The 20,548-nt window shown below is 42.0% G+C and carries 21 protein-coding genes; all 21 read left to right on the top strand.

Annotated features, from left to right (window positions below; translation table 11 throughout):
* Window position 1: 1 nt before the first annotated feature.
* A complete protein-coding gene (gene fliI / locus IT392_06575; GenBank protein MCC6544154.1) occupies window positions 2-1,327 on the top strand; it encodes a flagellar protein export ATPase FliI in 1,326 nt (441 codons plus the stop codon).
* Window positions 1,324-1,767, top strand: a complete 444-nt coding sequence (fliJ, locus tag IT392_06570) for a flagellar export protein FliJ (protein MCC6544153.1) — start codon at window positions 1,324-1,326, stop codon at window positions 1,765-1,767. Before fliI ends, fliJ begins: the two co-directional genes overlap by 4 nt.
* Window positions 1,768-1,775: 8 nt before the next feature.
* Window positions 1,776-2,330: a hypothetical protein gene (locus tag IT392_06565; GenBank protein MCC6544152.1), complete on the top strand. Its 555-nt coding sequence runs from the start codon at window positions 1,776-1,778 to the stop codon at window positions 2,328-2,330.
* 1 nt (window position 2,331) lies between these two features.
* Window positions 2,332-3,318, top strand: a complete 987-nt coding sequence (locus IT392_06560) for a flagellar hook-length control protein FliK (GenBank protein ID MCC6544151.1) — start codon at window positions 2,332-2,334, stop codon at window positions 3,316-3,318.
* Window positions 3,319-3,337: 19 nt separating this feature from the next.
* On the top strand, window positions 3,338-4,009 hold the full coding sequence (locus IT392_06555) for a flagellar hook capping protein (GenBank protein ID MCC6544150.1): 672 nt from the start codon (window positions 3,338-3,340) through the stop codon (window positions 4,007-4,009).
* A gap of 112 nt (window positions 4,010-4,121) precedes the next feature.
* Window positions 4,122-5,453: a flagellar hook protein FlgE gene (locus tag IT392_06550; GenBank protein ID MCC6544149.1), complete on the top strand. Its 1,332-nt coding sequence runs from the start codon at window positions 4,122-4,124 to the stop codon at window positions 5,451-5,453.
* Window positions 5,454-5,709: 256 nt separating this feature from the next.
* Window positions 5,710-6,240, top strand: a complete 531-nt coding sequence (locus tag IT392_06545) for a flagellar basal body-associated FliL family protein (GenBank protein MCC6544148.1) — start codon at window positions 5,710-5,712, stop codon at window positions 6,238-6,240.
* Between the two features lie 9 nt (window positions 6,241-6,249).
* Window positions 6,250-7,221 carry a flagellar motor switch protein FliM gene (fliM, locus tag IT392_06540; GenBank protein ID MCC6544147.1) on the top strand — a complete coding sequence of 324 codons (972 nt, stop codon included), beginning with the start codon at window positions 6,250-6,252 and terminating at the stop codon, window positions 7,219-7,221.
* Window positions 7,222-7,234: 13 nt separating this feature from the next.
* A complete protein-coding gene (gene fliN, locus IT392_06535; GenBank protein ID MCC6544146.1) occupies window positions 7,235-7,651 on the top strand; it encodes a flagellar motor switch protein FliN in 417 nt (138 codons plus the stop codon).
* A 53-nt stretch (window positions 7,652-7,704) separates the two neighbouring features.
* Complete coding sequence (gene fliO / locus IT392_06530; GenBank protein ID MCC6544145.1) at window positions 7,705-8,760, top strand: flagellar biosynthetic protein FliO; 1,056 nt, start codon at window positions 7,705-7,707, stop codon at window positions 8,758-8,760.
* A complete protein-coding gene (gene fliP, locus IT392_06525) occupies window positions 8,738-9,535 on the top strand; it encodes a flagellar type III secretion system pore protein FliP (GenBank protein ID MCC6544144.1) in 798 nt (265 codons plus the stop codon). The genes fliO and fliP overlap by 23 nt, the downstream gene beginning before the upstream one ends.
* A 17-nt stretch (window positions 9,536-9,552) precedes the next feature.
* The gene (gene fliQ, locus IT392_06520) at window positions 9,553-9,822 is read left to right on the top strand and encodes a flagellar biosynthesis protein FliQ (GenBank protein ID MCC6544143.1); all 270 of its coding nucleotides are present in this window, start codon (window positions 9,553-9,555) and stop codon (window positions 9,820-9,822) included.
* A gap of 19 nt (window positions 9,823-9,841) precedes the next feature.
* Window positions 9,842-10,612 carry a flagellar biosynthetic protein FliR gene (fliR, locus tag IT392_06515; protein ID MCC6544142.1) on the top strand — a complete coding sequence of 257 codons (771 nt, stop codon included), beginning with the start codon at window positions 9,842-9,844 and terminating at the stop codon, window positions 10,610-10,612.
* Window position 10,613: 1 nt separating this feature from the next.
* Complete coding sequence (flhB, locus tag IT392_06510; protein ID MCC6544141.1) at window positions 10,614-11,675, top strand: flagellar biosynthesis protein FlhB; 1,062 nt, start codon at window positions 10,614-10,616, stop codon at window positions 11,673-11,675.
* A gap of 33 nt (window positions 11,676-11,708) precedes the next feature.
* The gene (gene flhA / locus IT392_06505) at window positions 11,709-13,847 is read left to right on the top strand and encodes a flagellar biosynthesis protein FlhA (GenBank protein MCC6544140.1); all 2,139 of its coding nucleotides are present in this window, start codon (window positions 11,709-11,711) and stop codon (window positions 13,845-13,847) included.
* Entirely contained in the window at window positions 13,837-15,021 is a 1,185-nt protein-coding gene (gene flhF, locus IT392_06500; protein ID MCC6544139.1) for a flagellar biosynthesis protein FlhF, read from the top strand. The genes flhA and flhF overlap by 11 nt, the downstream gene beginning before the upstream one ends.
* Window positions 15,022-15,109: 88 nt before the next feature.
* Window positions 15,110-16,000, top strand: coding sequence for a MinD/ParA family protein (locus tag IT392_06495; protein ID MCC6544138.1), 891 nt, complete (start codon window positions 15,110-15,112; stop codon window positions 15,998-16,000).
* A gap of 80 nt (window positions 16,001-16,080) precedes the next feature.
* A complete protein-coding gene (locus IT392_06490) occupies window positions 16,081-16,794 on the top strand; it encodes a FliA/WhiG family RNA polymerase sigma factor (protein ID MCC6544137.1) in 714 nt (237 codons plus the stop codon).
* Window positions 16,791-18,116 (top strand): PAS domain S-box protein, encoded by a 1,326-nt coding sequence (locus IT392_06485; protein ID MCC6544136.1) that lies wholly within the window; start codon window positions 16,791-16,793, stop codon window positions 18,114-18,116. The genes IT392_06490 and IT392_06485 overlap by 4 nt, the downstream gene beginning before the upstream one ends.
* Before the next feature lie 5 nt (window positions 18,117-18,121).
* On the top strand, window positions 18,122-19,162 hold the full coding sequence (locus IT392_06480) for a response regulator (protein MCC6544135.1): 1,041 nt from the start codon (window positions 18,122-18,124) through the stop codon (window positions 19,160-19,162).
* Window positions 19,152-20,441, top strand: coding sequence for a response regulator (locus tag IT392_06475; GenBank protein MCC6544134.1), 1,290 nt, complete (start codon window positions 19,152-19,154; stop codon window positions 20,439-20,441). The genes IT392_06480 and IT392_06475 overlap by 11 nt, the downstream gene beginning before the upstream one ends.
* Window positions 20,442-20,548 lie beyond the last annotated feature (107 nt).

The raw sequence follows: 20,548 nt of genomic DNA, 5'->3' as shown, positions 1-20,548 counted from the left end.
TATGATAAACGTTAACAAATATATCAATATAATTAATGATACAGACCCGATCAAAATCTATGGTAAGGTTACACAGATTACAGGACTTATTATTGAAGGACATGGACCTGGTTCCTCCATAGGAGCATTATGCGACATTTTCCCATCAGGGGCATCTAATGCTGTTGAGGCTGAGGTTGTAGGATTCAAAGGGGAAAAAATTCAATTAATGCCGCTTGGTGATACGAGAGGGTTGAGCCCGGGCAGTAAAATAATGGCAAAAACTCATGGTGCTTCCGTAAAAATTGGAGATAACCTTCTTGGCAGGGTCATTGACGGGCTTGGCAATCCAATTGATGGCAAGGGAGCGATAAATGAAAAAGTGGAATACCCAATTTACAATTCTCCCCTTAATCCGCTGGACAGGCGTCGTATTGATAAACCGCTTGATCTTGGCATCAAGGCTATGAATGGCTTACTTACCTGCGGACAGGGGCAGAGGCTTGGTATATTTGCAGGGAGCGGAGTCGGCAAGAGTGTATTGCTTGGCATGATGGCCAGAAACACCACTGCGGATGTCAATGTCATTGCGCTGATTGGAGAGAGGGGAAGAGAGGTAAAGGAGTTTCTGGAAAAGGACCTTAAACAGGATGGACTGGCCCGTTCTGTAGTCGTCGTTGCTACATCAGACCAGCCACCGCTGGTAAGGATGCGCGGTGCATACATCGCAACAGCAATTGCAGAGTATTTCAGGGATTGTGGTAAGAAAGTCCTTCTAATGATGGATTCAGTTACGCGGTTTGCAACGGCACTCAGGGAGGTTGGTCTTGCAATTGGAGAACCCCCCACCACCAAGGGGTATACCCCTTCTGTGTTTTCTGTACTTCCGAAGTTACTGGAAAGGGCCGGTACATGTGAGGGTATTGGTAATATTACAGGACTGTATACTGTTCTTGTTGAAGAAGATGATATGAATGATCCCATAGTGGATGCCGTGAGGTCCATACTGGATGGTCATATTGTTCTTTCAAGGGACCTCGCTACCCACAACCATTATCCCGCAGTTGATGTACTCCGCAGTATAAGCAGGACGATGATAGACATCGTGTCGGCGGATCACCTTGCTAATGCGAGAAAACTGCGCGAGGTTGTATCAAGGTACAGGAAGGCGGAAGATTTGATAAACATAGGGGCTTATAAGACCGGCACTAATAAAGAGATAGATTTTGCCATCAGCATGATGGACAGAATTAATGCTTATCTGCGTCAGGGTATTGATGAAAAGGTCAATTATGATGATTGTATCAAGGGACTGCATATGTTATTTGCAGATAAGGCAGCAGCATGAGGCGTGAGAGCGAAAGATTTGATCCGCTCCTTAGATACAGGGAATTTCTGGAGGAGACTATGAAGTACGAATTGGCTGAAGTACTTGAGAAACTGGAGCTGGAGGAGAGAAAACTATTTGCTCTTGAGGAAATTTGCCGACAGGCAAATGATGAATTGAAAGAGCGACAGGAGAGTGAAGTGCCGTCACATGAAATATTCATGTATCATTCTTTTCTGCATCAGATAACGCTTGATTTGGAGGTCCAGCGGAAGAGGGTTGCTGACGTTGTTAAGACATATAATGAAAGAGAATCGGCGCTGATAAGTGCATCAAAGGATAAAAAGATTGCTGAAAAGGTCAGAAACAAAGCGATCAACAGTAAAAAAGAACATGTCAAAAAAGAAGATAAAAAAACGATGAATGAGATAGGGAACAACAGGTATACCACTAACAACTGAGGCCTTCATTGTTAAAACGTAAAGAATTCATAATATCTCTTACCATAGTATTCACTGTCCTAACAGGTATCTTCATATTTGTACCGGCAGTCGCTGTGCAAAAACAAGATAGTGATCATGGTGTAGAAGGAGACCGCAACAGTAATGAGGCATCTTCTGTGGATGTCGGAATGGATATACAGGATATAATGAAGGAGCTTGAGGCAAGAGAGAGAGAACTGTCAAAGAGGGAAGAGGCATTAAAGAAGGAAGAAGCACGATTGGATATGCTGAAGAATTCGATAGAACTATCACTGAAGCAGTATTCATCACTCCGTGAAAAGATGCAGAAGAGTCCTTCAGACAGCAAGACCCGGGACGGAGTATCAATGACCGCAAAGTTGTATGAAGCAATGTCAGTTGAAGAGGCCGCTCAGAGGATTGAAAAAATGGACACTGAACTTAGTGTAAAACTTCTGAGTGCCATAAAAAGTAAACAGGCAGGTAAGATTCTGGGGGCAATCAGCGCTGACAAGGCTGCACTAATAAGTGAAAGGATAGTTTCTAAAAAGGTGGAAAAGTAGAATGAATATGCCGACTGTCCTGCCTCCGGCAGAGAAACCTGCTGAATCCCGAAATGCATCTGAAAAGACTGATGATGTTAAGAAAAAGCCAGCAGGGCCGGCAGATAGTGAAAACTTTTCAGAACTGTTGTATATGTTGTCATTGACCGGTAATAACGTGTCAGTTCCCGGCGTTGAAGGACCGACATCCTTTCCCTCAAAGCTGAAACAAGCCGCTGAATTGAATAAGGATATATTAACATCAGGGCCGGTTCCCTTATTCAGGCAAATAAATGCTGGTGATGAGGACAGGTTAGGTCAGGGTGCGGAAACTGAATCAAAGGACGATAATATTTCCTTTTCCGGCGCTAAGGCTTCTATGTCACTTAATGGCGATTCAGATGCATATAAAGGCTTATTAGATTTGAATTCATTTCAAGACGACTTCAACAAGCATCTGGAACAAATGCCTGAGACGACAGTTGATACAATGCCGGAGATTATTCCGAATTTAGTTACGGACGTTGCCAGCGTAAACAGTAATGAAGTCACGCTCCAACCAATTCATACAAATGGTCCTGATTTAGTATCACATCTGTCAGACAAAATTATTGATCTTTACCACATAGGGGGGAATTCGGCAAAGATCAGTCTTCAGCCGGAAGAACTTGGACATCTTCATATAGATTTATCAGTTATAAAAGACAGTATCAATGCGATTATTACTGTTGAGGATAAAAGTGTCAAGGGTATTATAGATGCAAATATTGATACGCTTGTCGAACAATTAAGGAGGTCAGGTTTGAATGTAGATCAAGTTACAGTGAATATAGCGCCGTCAAATTTTGATGGAAATATATCGGGTGGATGGTCAGGCCGAAACAGCAGAAATATGTTTAATGATGATATTTTTGTTGTGAGTCATGTAAATGATGAAAATGTTTTGTCTCACATGGATGAGACTCTGTTATATGCAGGCTCGGCTGTAGGACTCAGCATATTTGTGTGATTAAACAAAGGGAGGTTATATGATTAATTCCGTCACTTCTAATGAAATTGCTTCTGCCAGTAAAGTTGACAACGAGGTTAAGAAAACCCTTGGTCAGGAAGATTTCATACGTCTTCTTGTTACTCAACTTCAATATCAGGACCCGTTAAAGCCTATGGAACATACAGAGTTTGTGACACAGCTTTCCCAGTTTTCAAGTCTCGATCACCTATCGGGCATCAACAATGGCATAAAAACACTGACAGAGACACAGAAAAATATGAACAATGCACAGGCAGTTAACTTAATCGGGAAAAATGTAAAGGCCACCGGAAACACGATTAATATAAACGATAAAAGTGGAGCAACCGGCATTGGGTATCAGTTAAATAAAGATGCAACTGATGTTGTTATCAGGATATTTGATAAAGATGGGAAACCGGTCTCGAAAATAGAGGCCGGACCGCAAAGCGCCGGGTTCCATACCGGTTTATGGGACGGCAGAGATTTTTCAGGAAATATCATGCCTTCAGGTGAATATAACTTTTCATTAAGTGCAAAAGATGTGAAGGGAGATCAGATTAATATTCTTCCAAACGTAATTGGCATTGTTGATGGCATATTGTTTGAAGGAAATGTTCCTTTTCTTACAATAAATGGCTTGAAGGTGCCGGTATCTGATATTGAAGAGATTAAGGAGGTGAATAAATAAAAGGACCTGGCCCTAAAAGAGTAATGGAAATGCTTTTTAAATTAGTTCAGAACATATTTCAGAATAACAGGTATGAGCTGTTTTCAGACGAATAATAAAGGAGGGAATTAAAATGGCAATTTTAACATCACTATTTACAGGGATAAGCGGTCTTAACGCAAATGGCACGTCGCTTTCAGTGATAGGTAACAATATTGCGAATGTAAATACCGTAGGTTTCAAGGCAAGCCGTGCCGCTTTTTCGGATGTTCTGAGCCAAAGCCTTACAGGCTCATCAGGTTCGCAGATAGGCCGGGGTGTATATCTTAGCGATGTCTCTACGCTATTTTCACAGGGGTCAATGGAGACAACCTCAAGTGCACTTGATTTTGGCATTGATGGAGAAGGGTTCTTCCTTGTTAATGATTCAGCAGGGACTTCATACTACTCGAGGGCAGGCCAGTTTAGTATTAATAAAGAAGGTTACATCGTAAATCCCGAAGGATATTTTCTTCAAGCATACCAGGCAAATTCAACAGGAAACGCTACCAGCACCATTGGTAATATTGATGTATCATCAAATACAACCCCACCTAACACAACATCAAATGTGCAGGTGACTGCTAATCTCGATTCAAGCAAAGCTCCAATAGCATCAGGTTTTGACATTAATGACGTTGGTAACTCCTATCACTTTTCCAATTCTTTGACGGTTTACGATTCCCTTGGAAATCAGCACCAAGTTACAACCTATTATACGAAAATACATGAAGATACAGCGGGCGGAACGGGAAATTACTGGCAGTGGAATGCAGTGGCGGATGGGGCTACAGGTACCGAGGTTATGGGGCGAGGCTATCTTCAGTTTGATTCCAGCGGTGCCCTGGTAGCTGAAAATACAGCGGATATGGATATTGATCCTGTGTCTGGCCTGGGTCTGGCAAGCGTCATATCAGATTTTAATTTTAAAGGCGGGGGAGTACAGAATCAGGCTATCAATTTTGACTTTGGTACAAGTATTACCGAAGGCGGATCAGGATTAGATGGTACGACACAATTTGGTTCCGCCTCAACTACTGTATTCATGAATCAGAATGGCTATGCCGCCGGTTCATTAAAGAGTATCAATGTAAATCAATCCGGAATAATCAGCGGGCTGTTTACAAATGGTCAGACGAGGACCATAGGTCAGATTGTAATTGGTATGTTCACAAATCCTGAGGGGATGACCAAGATCGGTAAAAACCTGTATGCACAATCTTTTGATTCAGGCCAACCAGTATTGGGATCACCGGATAACGGAGGCCGCGGAAGGATTCTTGCAAATACACTTGAACTTTCCAATGTGGATCTTGCAGAAGAATTTGTTAAACTTATAACTACACAGAGGGCCTTTCAGGCCAACTCAAGGATTATCACTACCACCGACTCAATGCTTGAAGAGCTGGTGAATCTGAAGAGATAATAGTTTTAACATTTAGCCCCCTCAGGACCTGAGGGGGCTATTTTATTTGTATTACAGATTTGTTTGTCAATTGCATGACGCAGCATTGCTTAGTTTGACGTCAGACCTACTCCCCATGATCCTGATGAGTTCTATAACTACTTGAAATATCAAGAAATAAATAATTATGCATACGGCATTTTGCTGGCATGTTCATTGCAAAAATAGGTTGACAGTTCTTGTGAATTTGACCTGGCAGGCTTACTAAGGGGGGGATATGGCAAGAGAAGAAAATACCGGGAACGAAGAAAATAAGATAGAAGATGATGTGACTGAAAAAAATCCTGCAAGGACGCCAAAAAAGAAATTCATGAAGCTGGCCATTATAGGGGCAGGGATAGTGTTAATACTGGGAGGTGGATATGCCGGATGGAAATTATTTATTCATAAGGGTGGGGATGGTAGCTCGGCAGCTGCAACTGATGGACATGCCAAGAAAGAATTCACTGGACAAATAGTGACCCTGGACCCTTTTATAATTAATTTAGCAGATCCGTCTGAGTCTATATATCTTAAGGTAGCCATAAATCTGGAAGTTGATTCTGAAATAGTGGTTGAAGAGATTCAAAAAAGAATGCCTCAGATAAGAGATACCATTCTAATGCTGCTTACAAGCAAGACGGCTGAAGATGTAAGAAGTACAGGTGGTAAACTGAAGTTGCAGGAAGATATGGTTGTAAGAATTAATCACTATCTTCAGACAGGAAAAGTAAAAGCAGTCTATTTTACTGAATTTGTAATGCAGTAATGAGGGTATATGGAAAAAATTCTATCACAGGATGAAGTAAATGCTCTGCTAAGAGGGATTGATAACGGTGACTTGTCAGCAGATGCATCATCAGCAGATGGAGACGGATGGCGTAATTATGATCTGACAAGTAATGAACGTGTTATCCGCGGCAGAATGCCAACTCTTGAGATAATCAGTGAACGATTTGCACGGATATTTCAGGTGAGCATGTCTGCATTGTTAAAAAAAATAGTGGTTGTGAACATGGCATCTGTTGAGCTTATGAAGTTTAATGAATTCATGAAGAATGTACCTTTGCCTGCATGTATTAATGTATTTAAAATGGACCCGTTAAAGGGTTTCAGCCTTCTCGTCGTTGATCCTCGGGTAATCTACCTTCTCGTGGATAATTTTTTTGGCGGCAAGGCGCAGACGCATGTAAAAATTGAGGGAAGAGATTATACACCTATTGAACACAGGTTAATCAACAAGGTTGTTAATCTCTGTCTTCAGGATATAGGAAAAGCATGGAAGCCAGTTTATGCGGTTGATGTGCAGTATTCCAGGACTGAGATTAATCCACAGTTTGCTTCCATAGTAACGCCGACTGAGATAGTAATAGTAATAACATTTGATATGGAGGTTGATAATGCACCTGGCAAGATACATGTATGCATACCCTACCCTTGCATTGAACCAATAAAGGATAAATTACAGGCAGGGTATCAGAGTGATAATTATGAGGTTGATCAAAAGTGGATGGAAAGATTCGGGAACCAGCTGTCAGAATGTTCGCTCAATATCACCGTTGAGCTGGGAGGTACAGTGATAAAGATTAAAGAAATGATGAATTTAAGGACAGGTGACATCCTGATACTCGATAAACAGGTTGATGAGAATTTAGTGGCCAAGGTTGAGGGTCGGCCCAAGTTTACGGGGAGGCCCGGGATATATAGAGGGAATCTTGCATTCCAGATAAATTCGTCGTCTACAAAATAGGGGGTAGAAGGCAATGGATGATAATGAATTAGCGGCCCAGTGGGAACAATCTCTGCATGAAGAAACAGCGGATGCGGAGGATAAAAGTCAGGCTGCATCGCGGGAAAATGTTACGGATGCCAGGCCAGCCAACTTTACACCGCTTACGGCTGCAAATACAGGAGGTGGTGTAAACAACCTTGATTTTATCCTGGATATATCATTGCATGTATCAGTACTTGTCGGCGGGACCAAGATGTTGATAAAGGATCTGCTTCAGCTGGGACAGGGTTCAATAATTGAATTAAACAAAATGGCAGGTGAACCAATGGACGTACTGGTAAATGACAAGTTGATTGCCAGGGGTGAAGTGGTCATTGTTAATGATAAGTTCGGGATTCGCCTGACGGATGTATTGAGTCTTACTGATAGGGTTGAGCAGTTGAAGTAAGCAATAATTGAATTGTCAATGGGACCGGCACGACAGGGAAGAGGGGTTTTCGAATGAAAAGAATATTATCAGTTATGACATTATTGACATTATTGCCTGCCTTGCATCAATCTGCTGCGGCCAGGCCGGCTAATCTTGTCATGCTCAATGATGTGAAAATTGCTACATCAGTAGATAACACTAAAATAGAACTCATGTTTGATGAAAAGCCGGAACATGAAAAAATATTATACCGGAATGAATTTATTCAGGTTGAAATTCCTGAGGCTTATACAGATCCGCCCAAACAATGGCTGAAGGTGGAAGATGAAATTGTTAAAAATATCTTTATTTATCAGTTTGATGAAAATACAGTTCGGATAAGATTATTTGCATATGGCAATGCGGTCAACTTGAAGGACAGGGTCAGTATCAGCAGGGATAATAATGGTCTGATAATAAGTTATGATCAACAACCTCCGGCTGTAAATAAAAAGACTCCGGCTGCTGTAAAAGTTAATACGGGAAAGCGTTTGAATAAAAATGCGATTCCACCTGAAAAAATCAAATTACCGGTAACAATAGAACAAGTGCCGCCTGCACAAATTGAGCCGATTGAAAGTAGTGATGTTGCCGCAGCTAACACGAACGAAAATCAGGGCGAGGTTTTGAGCGGACAATCGCATGCAGAAGCCGTAACAGGACTGCTTAAAACAGACGGACTGCAGCCTGATCAGCATATTGATGAAGATAAGCCTCATTTATTGAAAGATCCCCCGGGTTTTACCGGCTCTTTTATTAAGATGGTGACGGCACTCGGGATAGTTCTGTCACTCCTATTTGCTATTGTTTATCTCGTGAAGAAATATCTGGGAAAGAAGATCGGGCTGTCCGGGCAAGATCAGAAGATCCGGGTAGTGACAAGCACATATCTCGGGCCAAAGAAATCAATCGCATTAGTGGAGATTGCAGGAGAAAAAATAGTCGTTGGTGTTACTGCCACGCATATTTCTATGCTTACAAAACTTGGAAAGGATGAAGACTTCGTTGAGGTTTTGAAAGAGAAGATCAATTCTGAACCAACAAATGAGAGGGTTGAGTTACAAGATGAATTGTGGGAAAAAGTTTAGATCTTTTTACAAGACCCTTGTGATCGGGGCTGCAGCATTTATTTACCCGGTTTATGCTGACAGCTTAGCGTGGGGGGCGGCGGCCTCAGGAAACACCATCTCTCTGCCTGAAATTAATGTCAGTATAGGAGGGTCTCAGGGTGCCGGCGGGACAGCAGTTACAGTACAGATACTGATGCTGCTTACGATACTGTCTCTGGCACCGGCCATTATTGTGATGGTTACATCCTTTACCAGGATAGCAGTTGTCCTGTCTCTTCTCCGCCAGGCGCTCGGTACACCGCAGATCCCGCCGAATCAGGTCTTGATAAGCCTCTCAATATTTTTGACTTTTTTCATAATGTCGCCGGTCTGGGCCAGGGTTAACAGTGAGGCTCTGCAGCCGCTGATGACAAATCAAATATCACAGTCAGTTGCCTTTGACAGGGCCATATTGCCTGTCAGGGAATTTATGCTTAAGCAGGTGAGGGAAAAGGATCTGTCACTGTTCATAGATATGGCAAGGATTCCTGACCCAAAAAATATATCTGAGGTTCCGACACATGTGATAATTCCAGCGTTTATGATAAGTGAGTTAAAGACTGCATTCCAGATTGGTTTTCTAATCTATATCCCATTTCTTGTTCTGGATATGGTAGTAGCGAGCGTTCTTATGTCAATGGGCATGCTTATGCTCCCCCCGGTTGTGATATCGCTGCCATTTAAACTCATGTTATTTGTACTGGTTGACGGCTGGTATCTCATAGTAGGCTCTATAGTAAGAAGCTTTGGTTAAAAAGAGCGGAGAGTAAAATGACACCTGAACTTGTTATGACAATTGGCAAGAGTGCCCTGGAGACAACACTGTTGATAGCTGCTCCAATGCTGCTGGTGAGCCTTGGGATAGGACTGATAATAAGCATATTTCAAGCGGTCACTCAGATCAGCGAGGCAACTCTGACATTTGTCCCAAAGATTATCGTAACATTTCTGGCGCTGCTGATATTTTTCCCATGGATGATGAGGGTAATGCTGGGATTTACATCATCCTTATTTATAAATATCCCGGCATATATTAAATAAATAAAGGGCTGTAAACTTAATGGATATCTTAATGCAATTGAACTCTTTTACCCTGATATTTGTACGTACTGCGGCTATGATCTTTTTTATACCATTTCTTGGGGCTCGCAATGTTCCGAGGGTCTTCAAAATAGGTCTTTCATTAATGATGTCGCTTATATTGATCGGCATTGTAAAGATTGATGCGGCAATAATATCTGCAGACTTGATAACAATGACAGCAGGGATAGCCGGCGAGATAATCATAGGTTTTACGATAGGACTAATAGCAAAGTTGCTCTTCAGCGCCCTTGAAATGGCAGGTGAGATTATAGGTTTTCAGATGGGATTCTCTATAGTAAATGTAATTGATCCTCAAACGAGTACGCATGTGCCTATTATCGGTCAATTCCATACGATAATGGCGACACTGATATTCCTGACTATAAATGCGCATCATTTATTTATTGCTGCTATTGCTGAGAGTTTTACCCTGGTGCCTCCGTTGAGATTAGCATTAACTGATCAGATGTTTGCAGGTATTATGACACTTTCAAGGGATATATTCGTCCTTGCTATAAGGATAGGCGCCCCTGTGATTGTAGCATTGTTTATTACAAACATTGCTCTGGCCATTGTATCAAAGACGATGCCGCAGATGAATGTAATGATGGTTGGTTTTCCAATTACTATAGCAGGCGGATTATTGATAATGGTGCTTTCAATGCCCTTATTTTCTAATCTGGTTCAAAGGGCATTTGAGGGTATGAAGGGTGACTTCTTTAATGTTTTAAGTGTTATGGTGAGGTAATATGGCTGATCAGGACATGGAAAAAACAGAGCAGGCCACGCCCAAACGCAGGGAGGAGATCAGGGAAAAGGGGCAGGTAGCAAAAAGCCCTGAGGTATCCTCTGTGGCTGTATTAATGGCTGGTACGGCCGCAATGTATTATCTGCTGCCCGGCGTGTACACTAACCTGCTTGATATTACCTCAAATGTTCTTGGATCGAGCGGTACGATACAGCTTACTGCGGATAATTTCTATCCATTCTGGTCAGGTATCCTCAGAAAGGTCTTTTTTACGTTATTACCATTCCTTGTTTTTGTCGCCCTTGCAGGCATTGTGTCAAACATTCTTCAAATTGGCTTTGTGTTCAGTCCTAAGGCTCTGGGAGTCAGGTTTGAAAGGATCAATCCTGTTGAAGGGATAAAAAAACTGGTATCCCTTCGTTCAATAATGGAGCTTATTAAGTCATTGGTCAAGATAGCGATTGTAGGGTATACGTCCTATAATCTGATCAAAAGTGAGTTCCATAATTTCCCGTTGTTATTAGATGCAGATGTTAATTATATCTTTTCATATATGGGGCACCTGACATTAAAACTTGTTATCTGGACAGGTATAGTTATATTTATCCTTGCTGCGGTAGATTTGGGTTATCAGAAATGGCAGTTTGCAAAAGATCTTCGAATGACCAGGCAGGAGGTAAAGGAGGAGTATAAACAGCAGGAAGGTGACCCTCAGATCAGATCCAGGATTAGAAGCATGCAGAAGGAGATGGCCAGAAAGAGAATGATGGCGGATGTGCCAAAAGCGGACGTGGTTATAACCAACCCTACTCATCTGGCTGTTGCGCTGTCATACCAGCATGGTGACATGAATGCCCCTAAAGTAGTTGCAAAGGGCGCAGGGATTATTGCAGAAAAGATCAAGGAGATTGCGAAGAGTAACGGCGTTACTATCCTGGAGAACAAACCGCTGGCAAGAACACTTTACAAGATGGTGAAGATTGGAGATGAAATTCCTTCTAACCTTTACAAGGCTGTAGCAGAGATACTCGCATACGTCTATAAATTGAAAAAGAACAGATAATAATAAAAAGATCAGCGGAGGATTAAGGGGATTATGTCAGCAACTATAGCAGAGCCTAACAGGGGACTATTTATTACGTTGACTAAAAACAGTGATGCACTGCTTGCAATAATGGCGGTTGGGATTATTGTTGTCATGATCATACCTGTTCCTGCCATTGTTATGGATATGCTCCTGTCTTTCAGTATCACTATATCTATAATCATTATGCTTGTATCAATGTATATACTGAAACCTCTTGAATTTTCCGTATTTCCTTCTGTCCTCCTGATCTCTACGCTCGCAAGGTTGTCACTTAATGTTGCATCCACAAGACTAATACTGCTTAAGGGGCATGAAGGTTCTGATGCTGCAGGTAAGGTCATCAAGGCATTTGGCAACTTTGTAGTCGGCGGTAATTATGCAGTTGGACTTGTAGTCTTTGTGATCCTCGTAGTTATTAATTTTGTCGTAATAACAAAGGGAGCCGGCCGCATTGCCGAAGTGGCAGCCAGATTTACTTTAGACGCAATGCCTGGCAAACAGATGAGTATAGATGCTGACCTGAATGCAGGTATGATAGATGAAACAGAGGCCAGAAGACGAAGGATGCAGGTTTCTCAGGAGGCAGAGTTTTACGGTGCAATGGATGGTGCGAGTAAATTTGTACGAGGAGATGCGGTTGCAGGTATTATTATAACAATTATCAATATAATAGGCGGTCTTGTCATAGGGGTATTGCAGCATGGCATGGCGATATCTGCTGCGGCGCAGAATTATACACTGCTAACGATTGGTGACGGACTGGTTGCTCAGGTACCAGCCCTTATTGTATCAACGGCCGCAGGTTTAATAGTCACCAGGGCTGCTTCAGAGTCAAACCTTGGTGCAGAAGTATCAAAACAGTTGCTTTCTCACCATAAGGCTATTGCCATCAGCGCTGTTATTATATTCTTATTCGGGTTAATACCAGGGCTCCCGCATTTTGCATTTATAACTCTTTCAATTATTACAGGCGGAGTAGCATGGGTTGCGTATAACATTAAACAATCAGTAGGTAGTGAAATAGGCTGGACTCAGCCTGAAAAAGCAGTACGTTCACCCAGAAGCAAGTCCGCAGAAGATGAAAAAGGAGAAGTGCCTCATGAGGGATTTGATGGAGTGACACCTCTGGATATAATGGAGCTTCATATAGGGTACGGTCTGATACAACTTGTAGACCCCAAGCAGCAGGGAGAGCTCGTTGATCGTATAAAATCTATAAGGAATCAATTAGCGTCAGATATGGGAATAATTGTTCCGCCCATACACATCAGAGACAGTATGCAGATTGGGCCGAACAAATACATGATTCTAATCAAGGGGACAGAGATCGCAGAAGGAGAATTGATGCCGGACAGATTACTTGCCATGAATCCGGAAGGTATGAATAAAGGAATACAGGGCATTCCAACCAGGGAGCCATCATTCGGACTCCCTGCCCTCTGGATTTCGGAGCAGGAGAAAGATAAGGCTGAATTGACCGGTTTTACCGTTGTTGAACCTTCGACAGTGATTGTTACCCATCTCACAGAAGTCATAAGGATGCATGCTCATGAAATAATCGGGAGACAGGAGGTTCAGACACTGCTTGACAGTTTTGCAAGGAAATATCCAAGGGTCGTTGAAGAGCTTATACCAAACCTGCTTACGCTTGGAGGGGTAGTTAAGATCTTGCAGAATCTCCTCAAGGAGAGGGTGTCAGTAAGGGATCTTTTGACAATACTTGAAACTCTTGCTGATTATGCAGTAGTCACCAAGGACACAGACGTGCTTACAGAGTATGTACGGGCCAGTCTCGCAAGGACCATTACAAAACAGTATCAAAACGGCAACAGTCTTCCGGTTATTACAATTGAACCTGTTCTTGAGGAAAAGATTAACGCGGCAATCAGACAGACTTCGCAGGGGATGCAGTTGTCTCTGGAGCCGAGAATGGCACAGGTATTTATCAATCAGTTAAAGGGGCTGATTGAAGCATCTACTAGAAAGGGTATCTACCCTGTGGTGCTGACATCTCCGTCAATACGGGCTCCATTAAGGAAGTATTTAGAGAGATTTATCCCAGGCATAAATATATTATCTTCCAATGAGCTCTCATCATCGGTGAGTTTACAATCTATAAGTACAGTGAGGTATAACGATGCAAATTAAGAGATATGAAGCGGTTGACATGCAGGAGGCGCTTAAGCTGGTTAAGGGTGAGCTTGGTCCGGATGCAGTAATTCTTTCTACTAGACAGATAAAAAAGGATAATGGTGTATTCGGGATATTCAGCCGTCAGGTTATAGAAGTTGTTGCTGCCAGAGACTACGTTGACAAGCCTCAGCAAAACGGCACTTCTGTAAGTCCGCATAAGGGATTCATTGAAACAGACGATTTTATGAAGGAAGAACTCAGGAAGATAAGAAGTGAGATAAGGGAAACCCCCGGCGAATTACGCGATGTAAAATCCGAACTTGGATTGCTTAAGGGTTATATTCAGGAACTACTTAGAGATGGAGAGCAGGAGCATTTAAAGACCCTGCACGATAAACTTGTGATTTATTTCAGAAGACTGATGTCAGAGGGAATGGAAAGAAATATTGCGTACAGGCTTGTCCAGATATTAAATTGCAAATTATCTGAAGAGCAGAAAGAAGATGCAGGAGAGATTGACAGATATGGATATGAAATAATCGAGAAACAGGTCAAGGTCACAGGACCCATATGTAGTGAGGTTAAGGATAGGAAAATAGCGGTATTTGTTGGTCCTACAGGTGTTGGGAAGACTACGAGCATTGCCAAAATTGCTGCTAAATATACATTGATTGACAAGAAGAAAGTTTCTCTTGTTACATTTGATACCTACAGGGTTGGGGCAGTTGAGCAGCTTAAGATATATGCAAAGATTATCGGTTTACCGGTAGATGTAGTGCTTGCTCCTTCAGACCTTGACGGGGTAATTAGCAAGAAGAAAGATGCTGACCTGATCCTTATTGATACAGCAGGCAGAAGTCACAAGGACCGCTCTTACATTAATGAACTAAGCAAATTAGTCAGTCAGAGAGATGAGATAGATTGTCATCTGGTGCTTTCAGCTACAAGCAGCAATGCGGTATTAGCAGATATCATTGGAAATTTCAGGGATATAAAGATAAACAGTCTGCTGTTTACTAAACTGGATGAGGCTGACAATTATGGCGCTGTTTTCAGCTCCATGATAAATGCGCAGAAACCATTATCATATTTTACTACAGGGCAGCGCGTCCCTGAGGATATAGAACTTGCCGCAGCTGGGCGGCTAAGCAGGTTAATACTCAGGATGGATGCCGTGAGCGGTCATTAAAAGATAAAGCAATGAGCGGAAAGCATAGCGCGATGAGTGAAACAGGAAATAAGCAGTCAAAAGTAAGAAATCGGAAAAAGGAGACTAAATGGGACAGGCGTTCACACTTCAAGAGATGATGAGCAGACCGACCGGTGAAGTATTTAACAAACCGGGTGATAATGCTGTTAAGGTAATTTCGGTCACAAGCGGCAAGGGGGGGGTGGGGAAGACAAATGTTGTAGTTAACCTCGCCTATGCGCTGACAGAGTCTGGTAAAAATGTCCTTATACTTGATGCAGATATGGGACTTGGCAATATAGATGTGATGTTAGGCCTGGCTCCGGAATATAATTTGTATCATTTGATTAATGGCGAAAAGAAAATCAGTGAGGTGATGACATACGGACCTGGAGGAATGAAAATACTCCCAGCAGGTTCAGGCATTCAGGAGTTATCAGAACTGACTGCAAATCAGAAATTAAATCTTCTCTCTGAACTGGACAGGATAGACAGTTCAATTGACATTGTTTTGATTGATACAGCTGCCGGTATTTCAGGCAATGTCATGTATTTTAATACTGCAGCTCAGGACATCATCGTTGTGGCATCGCCGGAACCAACCTCGATCACTGATGCATATGCGCTTATGAAAATTATGCACATGAAATATGGGGAGAGCCGCTTCAGGCTTCTGGTAAACATGGTCAGGGAAAGCGGAGAGGGAAGAGATGTTTACAGGAAACTCAGCACAGCTGCTGACAAATTCCTTAATGTGTCCATAGATTATCTGGGTCATATCATGCAGGATAAATCTGTTCGTATGTCTGTACTAAATCAGCGGCCGGTCGTTGACTTGTATCCGGGTTCAGATGCTGGTAAATGTTATACTTCGCTTGCCAGAACAGTCTGTGGATGGCCTGTCAATAAAGACATCAAGGGTAATATCCAGTTTTTATGGCGCAGGCTCATGGGCCAGTCAGGGTGGGACAAAATATAGAAAAGGAGTGATATATGGAAAAGATTATCAATAAGGTCAATAAGTATAGTTCCAAGGGTAAAGCAGCAAAAAAGGGAATCATGGACCCTGATGCGAGGGACAAACTGATTCAGGAATATGCACAGAAAATAAAGTATATGGCATACAGGCTGTCTTACAGGCTGCAACCCGATATTGACATTGATGATCTGATCAGTGCAGGGATAATCGGGCTGATGGACGCAATGGATAAATACGACCCGGCAAAGGAAACTCTCTTTAAAACATATGCTGAATTTCGTATAAGGGGTGCAATGCTGGATGAAATACGTGCCATGGACTGGGTTCCAAGGTCAGTTAAGGAAAAATCCGGATTGTTATACAAAACAGTTTCATCGCTGGAGAAGGAATTGGGGAGACCGCCGTCAGAAGAGGAGATTGCTGCTGCATTGAAGATGAATATTAATGAGTATCAGGATTTCCTTACGCAGGCTCGAAGTTCTTCAATGATAAGTATTGAAGACCTTGGAATGAATCGTGATGATAACGACAGAGATATGCTTGAGACAATAGGTGATCCTGAAAAGCGTGACCCACTTTCCCTGTTAATGACCAAAGACAGACAGAAGACATTGACTACTGCGATTGATAAGCTCCCGGATAAGGAACGAAAGGTGGTCTCTCTCTATTACTATAACGAACTTACCATGAAGGAGATAGGCAGGATACTTGAGGTAACAGAATCCAGGGTTTCACAGCTGCATACCCAGGCAATGATAAGGTTGAAAGGCAAGTTAAGGGAGAGGAATGGATGAATAATATAAGTGATATCTCTGATTTAATTGATAGCGTCTTGGAAAGCATGGCGGATATACTGGTTGTGACCAATCCGGATGAAACTGTAAGGTATGTGAATCAGTCAGCCCTTAATGTCCTGGGATTTAGTAATGAAGAAATTAATGGTATCCCGGCAGTGAGTCTCTTTGATGACCTGGAATTGCATTTATCTGACCATGTAAACAGGCTTCAGACGAATGGAGATTTGCACTATAAGGTGATTAACATGTTGAGCAGTACTGGTGAAAGGATACCTGTTATTATGAATGGCTCAATGCTTAGAAGTGAAGATGGCAGTGTTAAGGCCATTTTGCTGTTTTCAAGAGATATGAGGGAGATATATCCGCTTGTTACTGAGCTAACGCAATTAAATGAGGAATTGGAAAAAAGTGTTAACCGTCGGACAGATGAGTTGAGGATTGCGAAGGAAGCAAGTGATGTGGCATTAAAAAAATTACAACAGACCCAGGCTCAGTTGATACAGAGCGATAAGATGGCATCAATTGGCCAGCTGTCTGCTGGAATTGCCCACGAGATCAACAACCCGACAGGATTCGTATTAAGCAATTTAAAGACATTGAATGAATATATTAGTGATATAAAAGGTCTTTTGGAAGAGTATGATACGCTCCTTCAGAGTTGCGGAGCTATATCTGATGAAGATGTATTATCCCATATGAAGCAGGTTGAGGAGTTTAAAAAGAAAATAGATGTGGTCTTTTTACTCGATGACATTGAACAGATATTCACAGAAACTCAGGACGGTATGAGACGGATCATGAAGATTGTCAAGGATCTGAAAGAATTTTCACACACAGGATCAGATAGTCCAGAATATGCAGATATTAATAAAGGATTGGAAGGCACACTTAATATCGTTTGGAATGAGATTAAATATAAGGCCGAGGTTAAAACACTCTATGGGGATATTCCACATGTTTTGTGCTATCCGCAGCAATTGAATCAGGTCTTTATGAATATCTTTGTAAATGCCGCACATGCGATAGAAAGTAAAGGTGTTATAACTATCAGGACTTTCTGTGAGGGTGATAATGTATTTGTTGAGATAAGTGATACTGGCTGTGGAATCTCACCGGAGCATGTGTCCCGGATATTTGAACCTTTCTTTACGACAAAACCGGTTGGCATGGGGACCGGGCTTGGGTTGTCCGTGGCGTATGCGATCATTCGTAAACATTATGGTGATATTACAGTAAGCAGTTTAATTGGAAGCGGGACTACTTTCAACATATGTATACCAATTGAAAGCATGCAATTAAATCGCAAAATTACAGGTTGAATACTATGGGTGACTATACGATATTAGTTGTTGATGACGAGATAAGTGTCCTGAATGCTATTTACAGGATTTTCAGGAAAGAGAAGTACAATATTCTGGGATGTGACCACCCTCTCGATGCATTAAAACTGCTTAAAGAACAATTTTGCCACCTTATAATATCAGATTACCGAATGCCGGATATGGATGGCGTTACGTTTTTACGTGAGGCAACCGCTATAATGCCTGATGCCATCAGGATGATTCTTAGCGGCTATGCTGACAGCTCCACTATTATTTCAGCCATAAATGACGGCGGCATATATAAATATATTGCCAAACCGTGGGAAGATGACATTTTAAAGTCTGAGGTACGCTATGCACTTGAACGGTACGAGCTTCAAAATATCAACAAGAAACTGTTAATTGACTTGAATAGACAAAATGAAGAGTTGAAAAGATCAAATCTTCTTTTGACTGAAAAAATAGAGGAAATTAAGGTAAATGTCGTACGTACTGTTGAAATGCTTAGTTATTTATCAAGGGAAAAATGTACCGGCATACCGACTAATGTTGATGGGTTGAATACTATCAGTCAGGAGGTAGGCAAAAAGCTGGGGCTTGGTGATACCGATTTGAAGGACTTATATATAGCAACCAGACTGCATGATGTAGGAAATATAGGTATTGATAGTAATATATTAAAGAAGAATGGACCACTTACTCCCGATGAATGGATTCAGATACAGAAACACCCCGTTATAGGGGCATCCATAATATCTTTCCTTAATGGATTTGATGCAGTATCCACGATAGTGATGTATCACCACGAGCATTTTGACGGGACTGGTTATCCTGATGGATTGAAAGCAAATGAAATTCCAATCGGGTCAAGGATAGTTCAACTGGTAGATGTATATGATTCACTTACCTGCAGCAGACCATACAGGCCGGCTATGACAGGTGAAGAGGTAAATGAGGTCCTGGAAAAGGGAAGAGGTACTAAATTTGATCCTTATTTATTGGATATATTTTTATGGGTCATAGAAAGGTATCATGAATCCTGAGACAGATTTGGTGTGTATACACTCAGTGCTCCTTGTTGATGATGAGGAAAACATCCTGAATTCCCTTAACAGGACTTTCAGAAAGGAACCATACCGGATATTTACGGCCAGGAACGGTATGGAAGGATTGTCAGTCATAGACAGGGAAACGGTTAGTGTTGTGCTTTCAGACCACAGAATGCCGGGCATGGAAGGTGCAGAATTCCTCAATGAAGTCAAAAAGAAATCTCCTGATACAATCAGGATGATGCTTACCGGCTATGCTGATATGCAGGCGGTAATGAATGCCATAAATCAGGGAGAGGTCTACAGGTTTATAACAAAACCGTGGGATGATGAAGAAATAAGGTTCATTGTAAAGGATGCAATACGTCATTATGACCTTGTTAACGAGAACAGGGAATTACAGGCGGTTACAATGAGACAGAATGTTGAGTTAAAAGACCTTAACAACAATCTTGAGGCTAAAGTTGCAGAAAGGACTAAAGAGGTTGAGGTCCTTTATAAAAATCTTGAACAGAACTTTATTGACTTCGTACGGGTCTTCATAAACATTCTTGAATTAAAAAGTCCGCATCTTGGAAGCCACTGTAAACGCGTAGCAGCACTTTCTCGCAGGCTATCAGAGAGGGTCGGACAGTCTCCGGATGAGATACTTGACATTGAGCTGGCCGCAATGCTGGAGGATATAGGAACCCTCGGATATCCTGAAAAGATGCTTAAAAAAAAGATTTCTGAGCTTGACCCTACTGAGAAGGCGCTTCTTGAGCAGCATCCTGTACTTGGACAGACATCTCTTCAGCATATACAAAAGCTTCAGCCGGTTTCTCTTCTTATAAGACATCATCACGAGCAATATGATGGCCACGGTTATCCGGATCATCTCAAGGGTGATGTAATTCCTGCAGGCTCAAGGATAATTGCCATAGCGGACTATTTTGATGACCTGATTAATCCCCCTGACGGAGGAGACCGCTTTTCTGTGGACAGGGCTATTTATGCACTTGAAAAAGAAACGGGAAAGATGTTTGACCCCGGCCTGGTGGGAAAATTTAGTGAGGTAGTGCATGAATTCAGACATCAGGAGATTGAAATTGATGTCCGGGAGATTGATATGGCAGAGTTGAAAGAAGGGATGCTCCTTGCTTCAGATGTCAGGACTAAGAGAGGTCTCCTCCTGATGGCAAGTGGCGAAGTTGTTAAACCTATCCATCTGGATAAAATCAAGCAATTTCACAGGATAGACCCTGTTATTGCCAGGATATCCATAAAAGTTTAAGGGGGTCAATAAGGGAATTTATAAGGGAATAATCACAGCAGTAGCTGATTAAAGTACTCTTTGACGATTCCGATAAAAATGATGCAATGATAACCAGTTACGAACAG

This window comes from Nitrospirota bacterium (assembly GCA_020846775.1).
Taxonomy (GTDB): domain Bacteria; phylum Nitrospirota; class 9FT-COMBO-42-15; order HDB-SIOI813; family HDB-SIOI813; genus RBG-16-43-11.
This window is presented reverse-complemented; position numbering and strand designations above follow the sequence as displayed.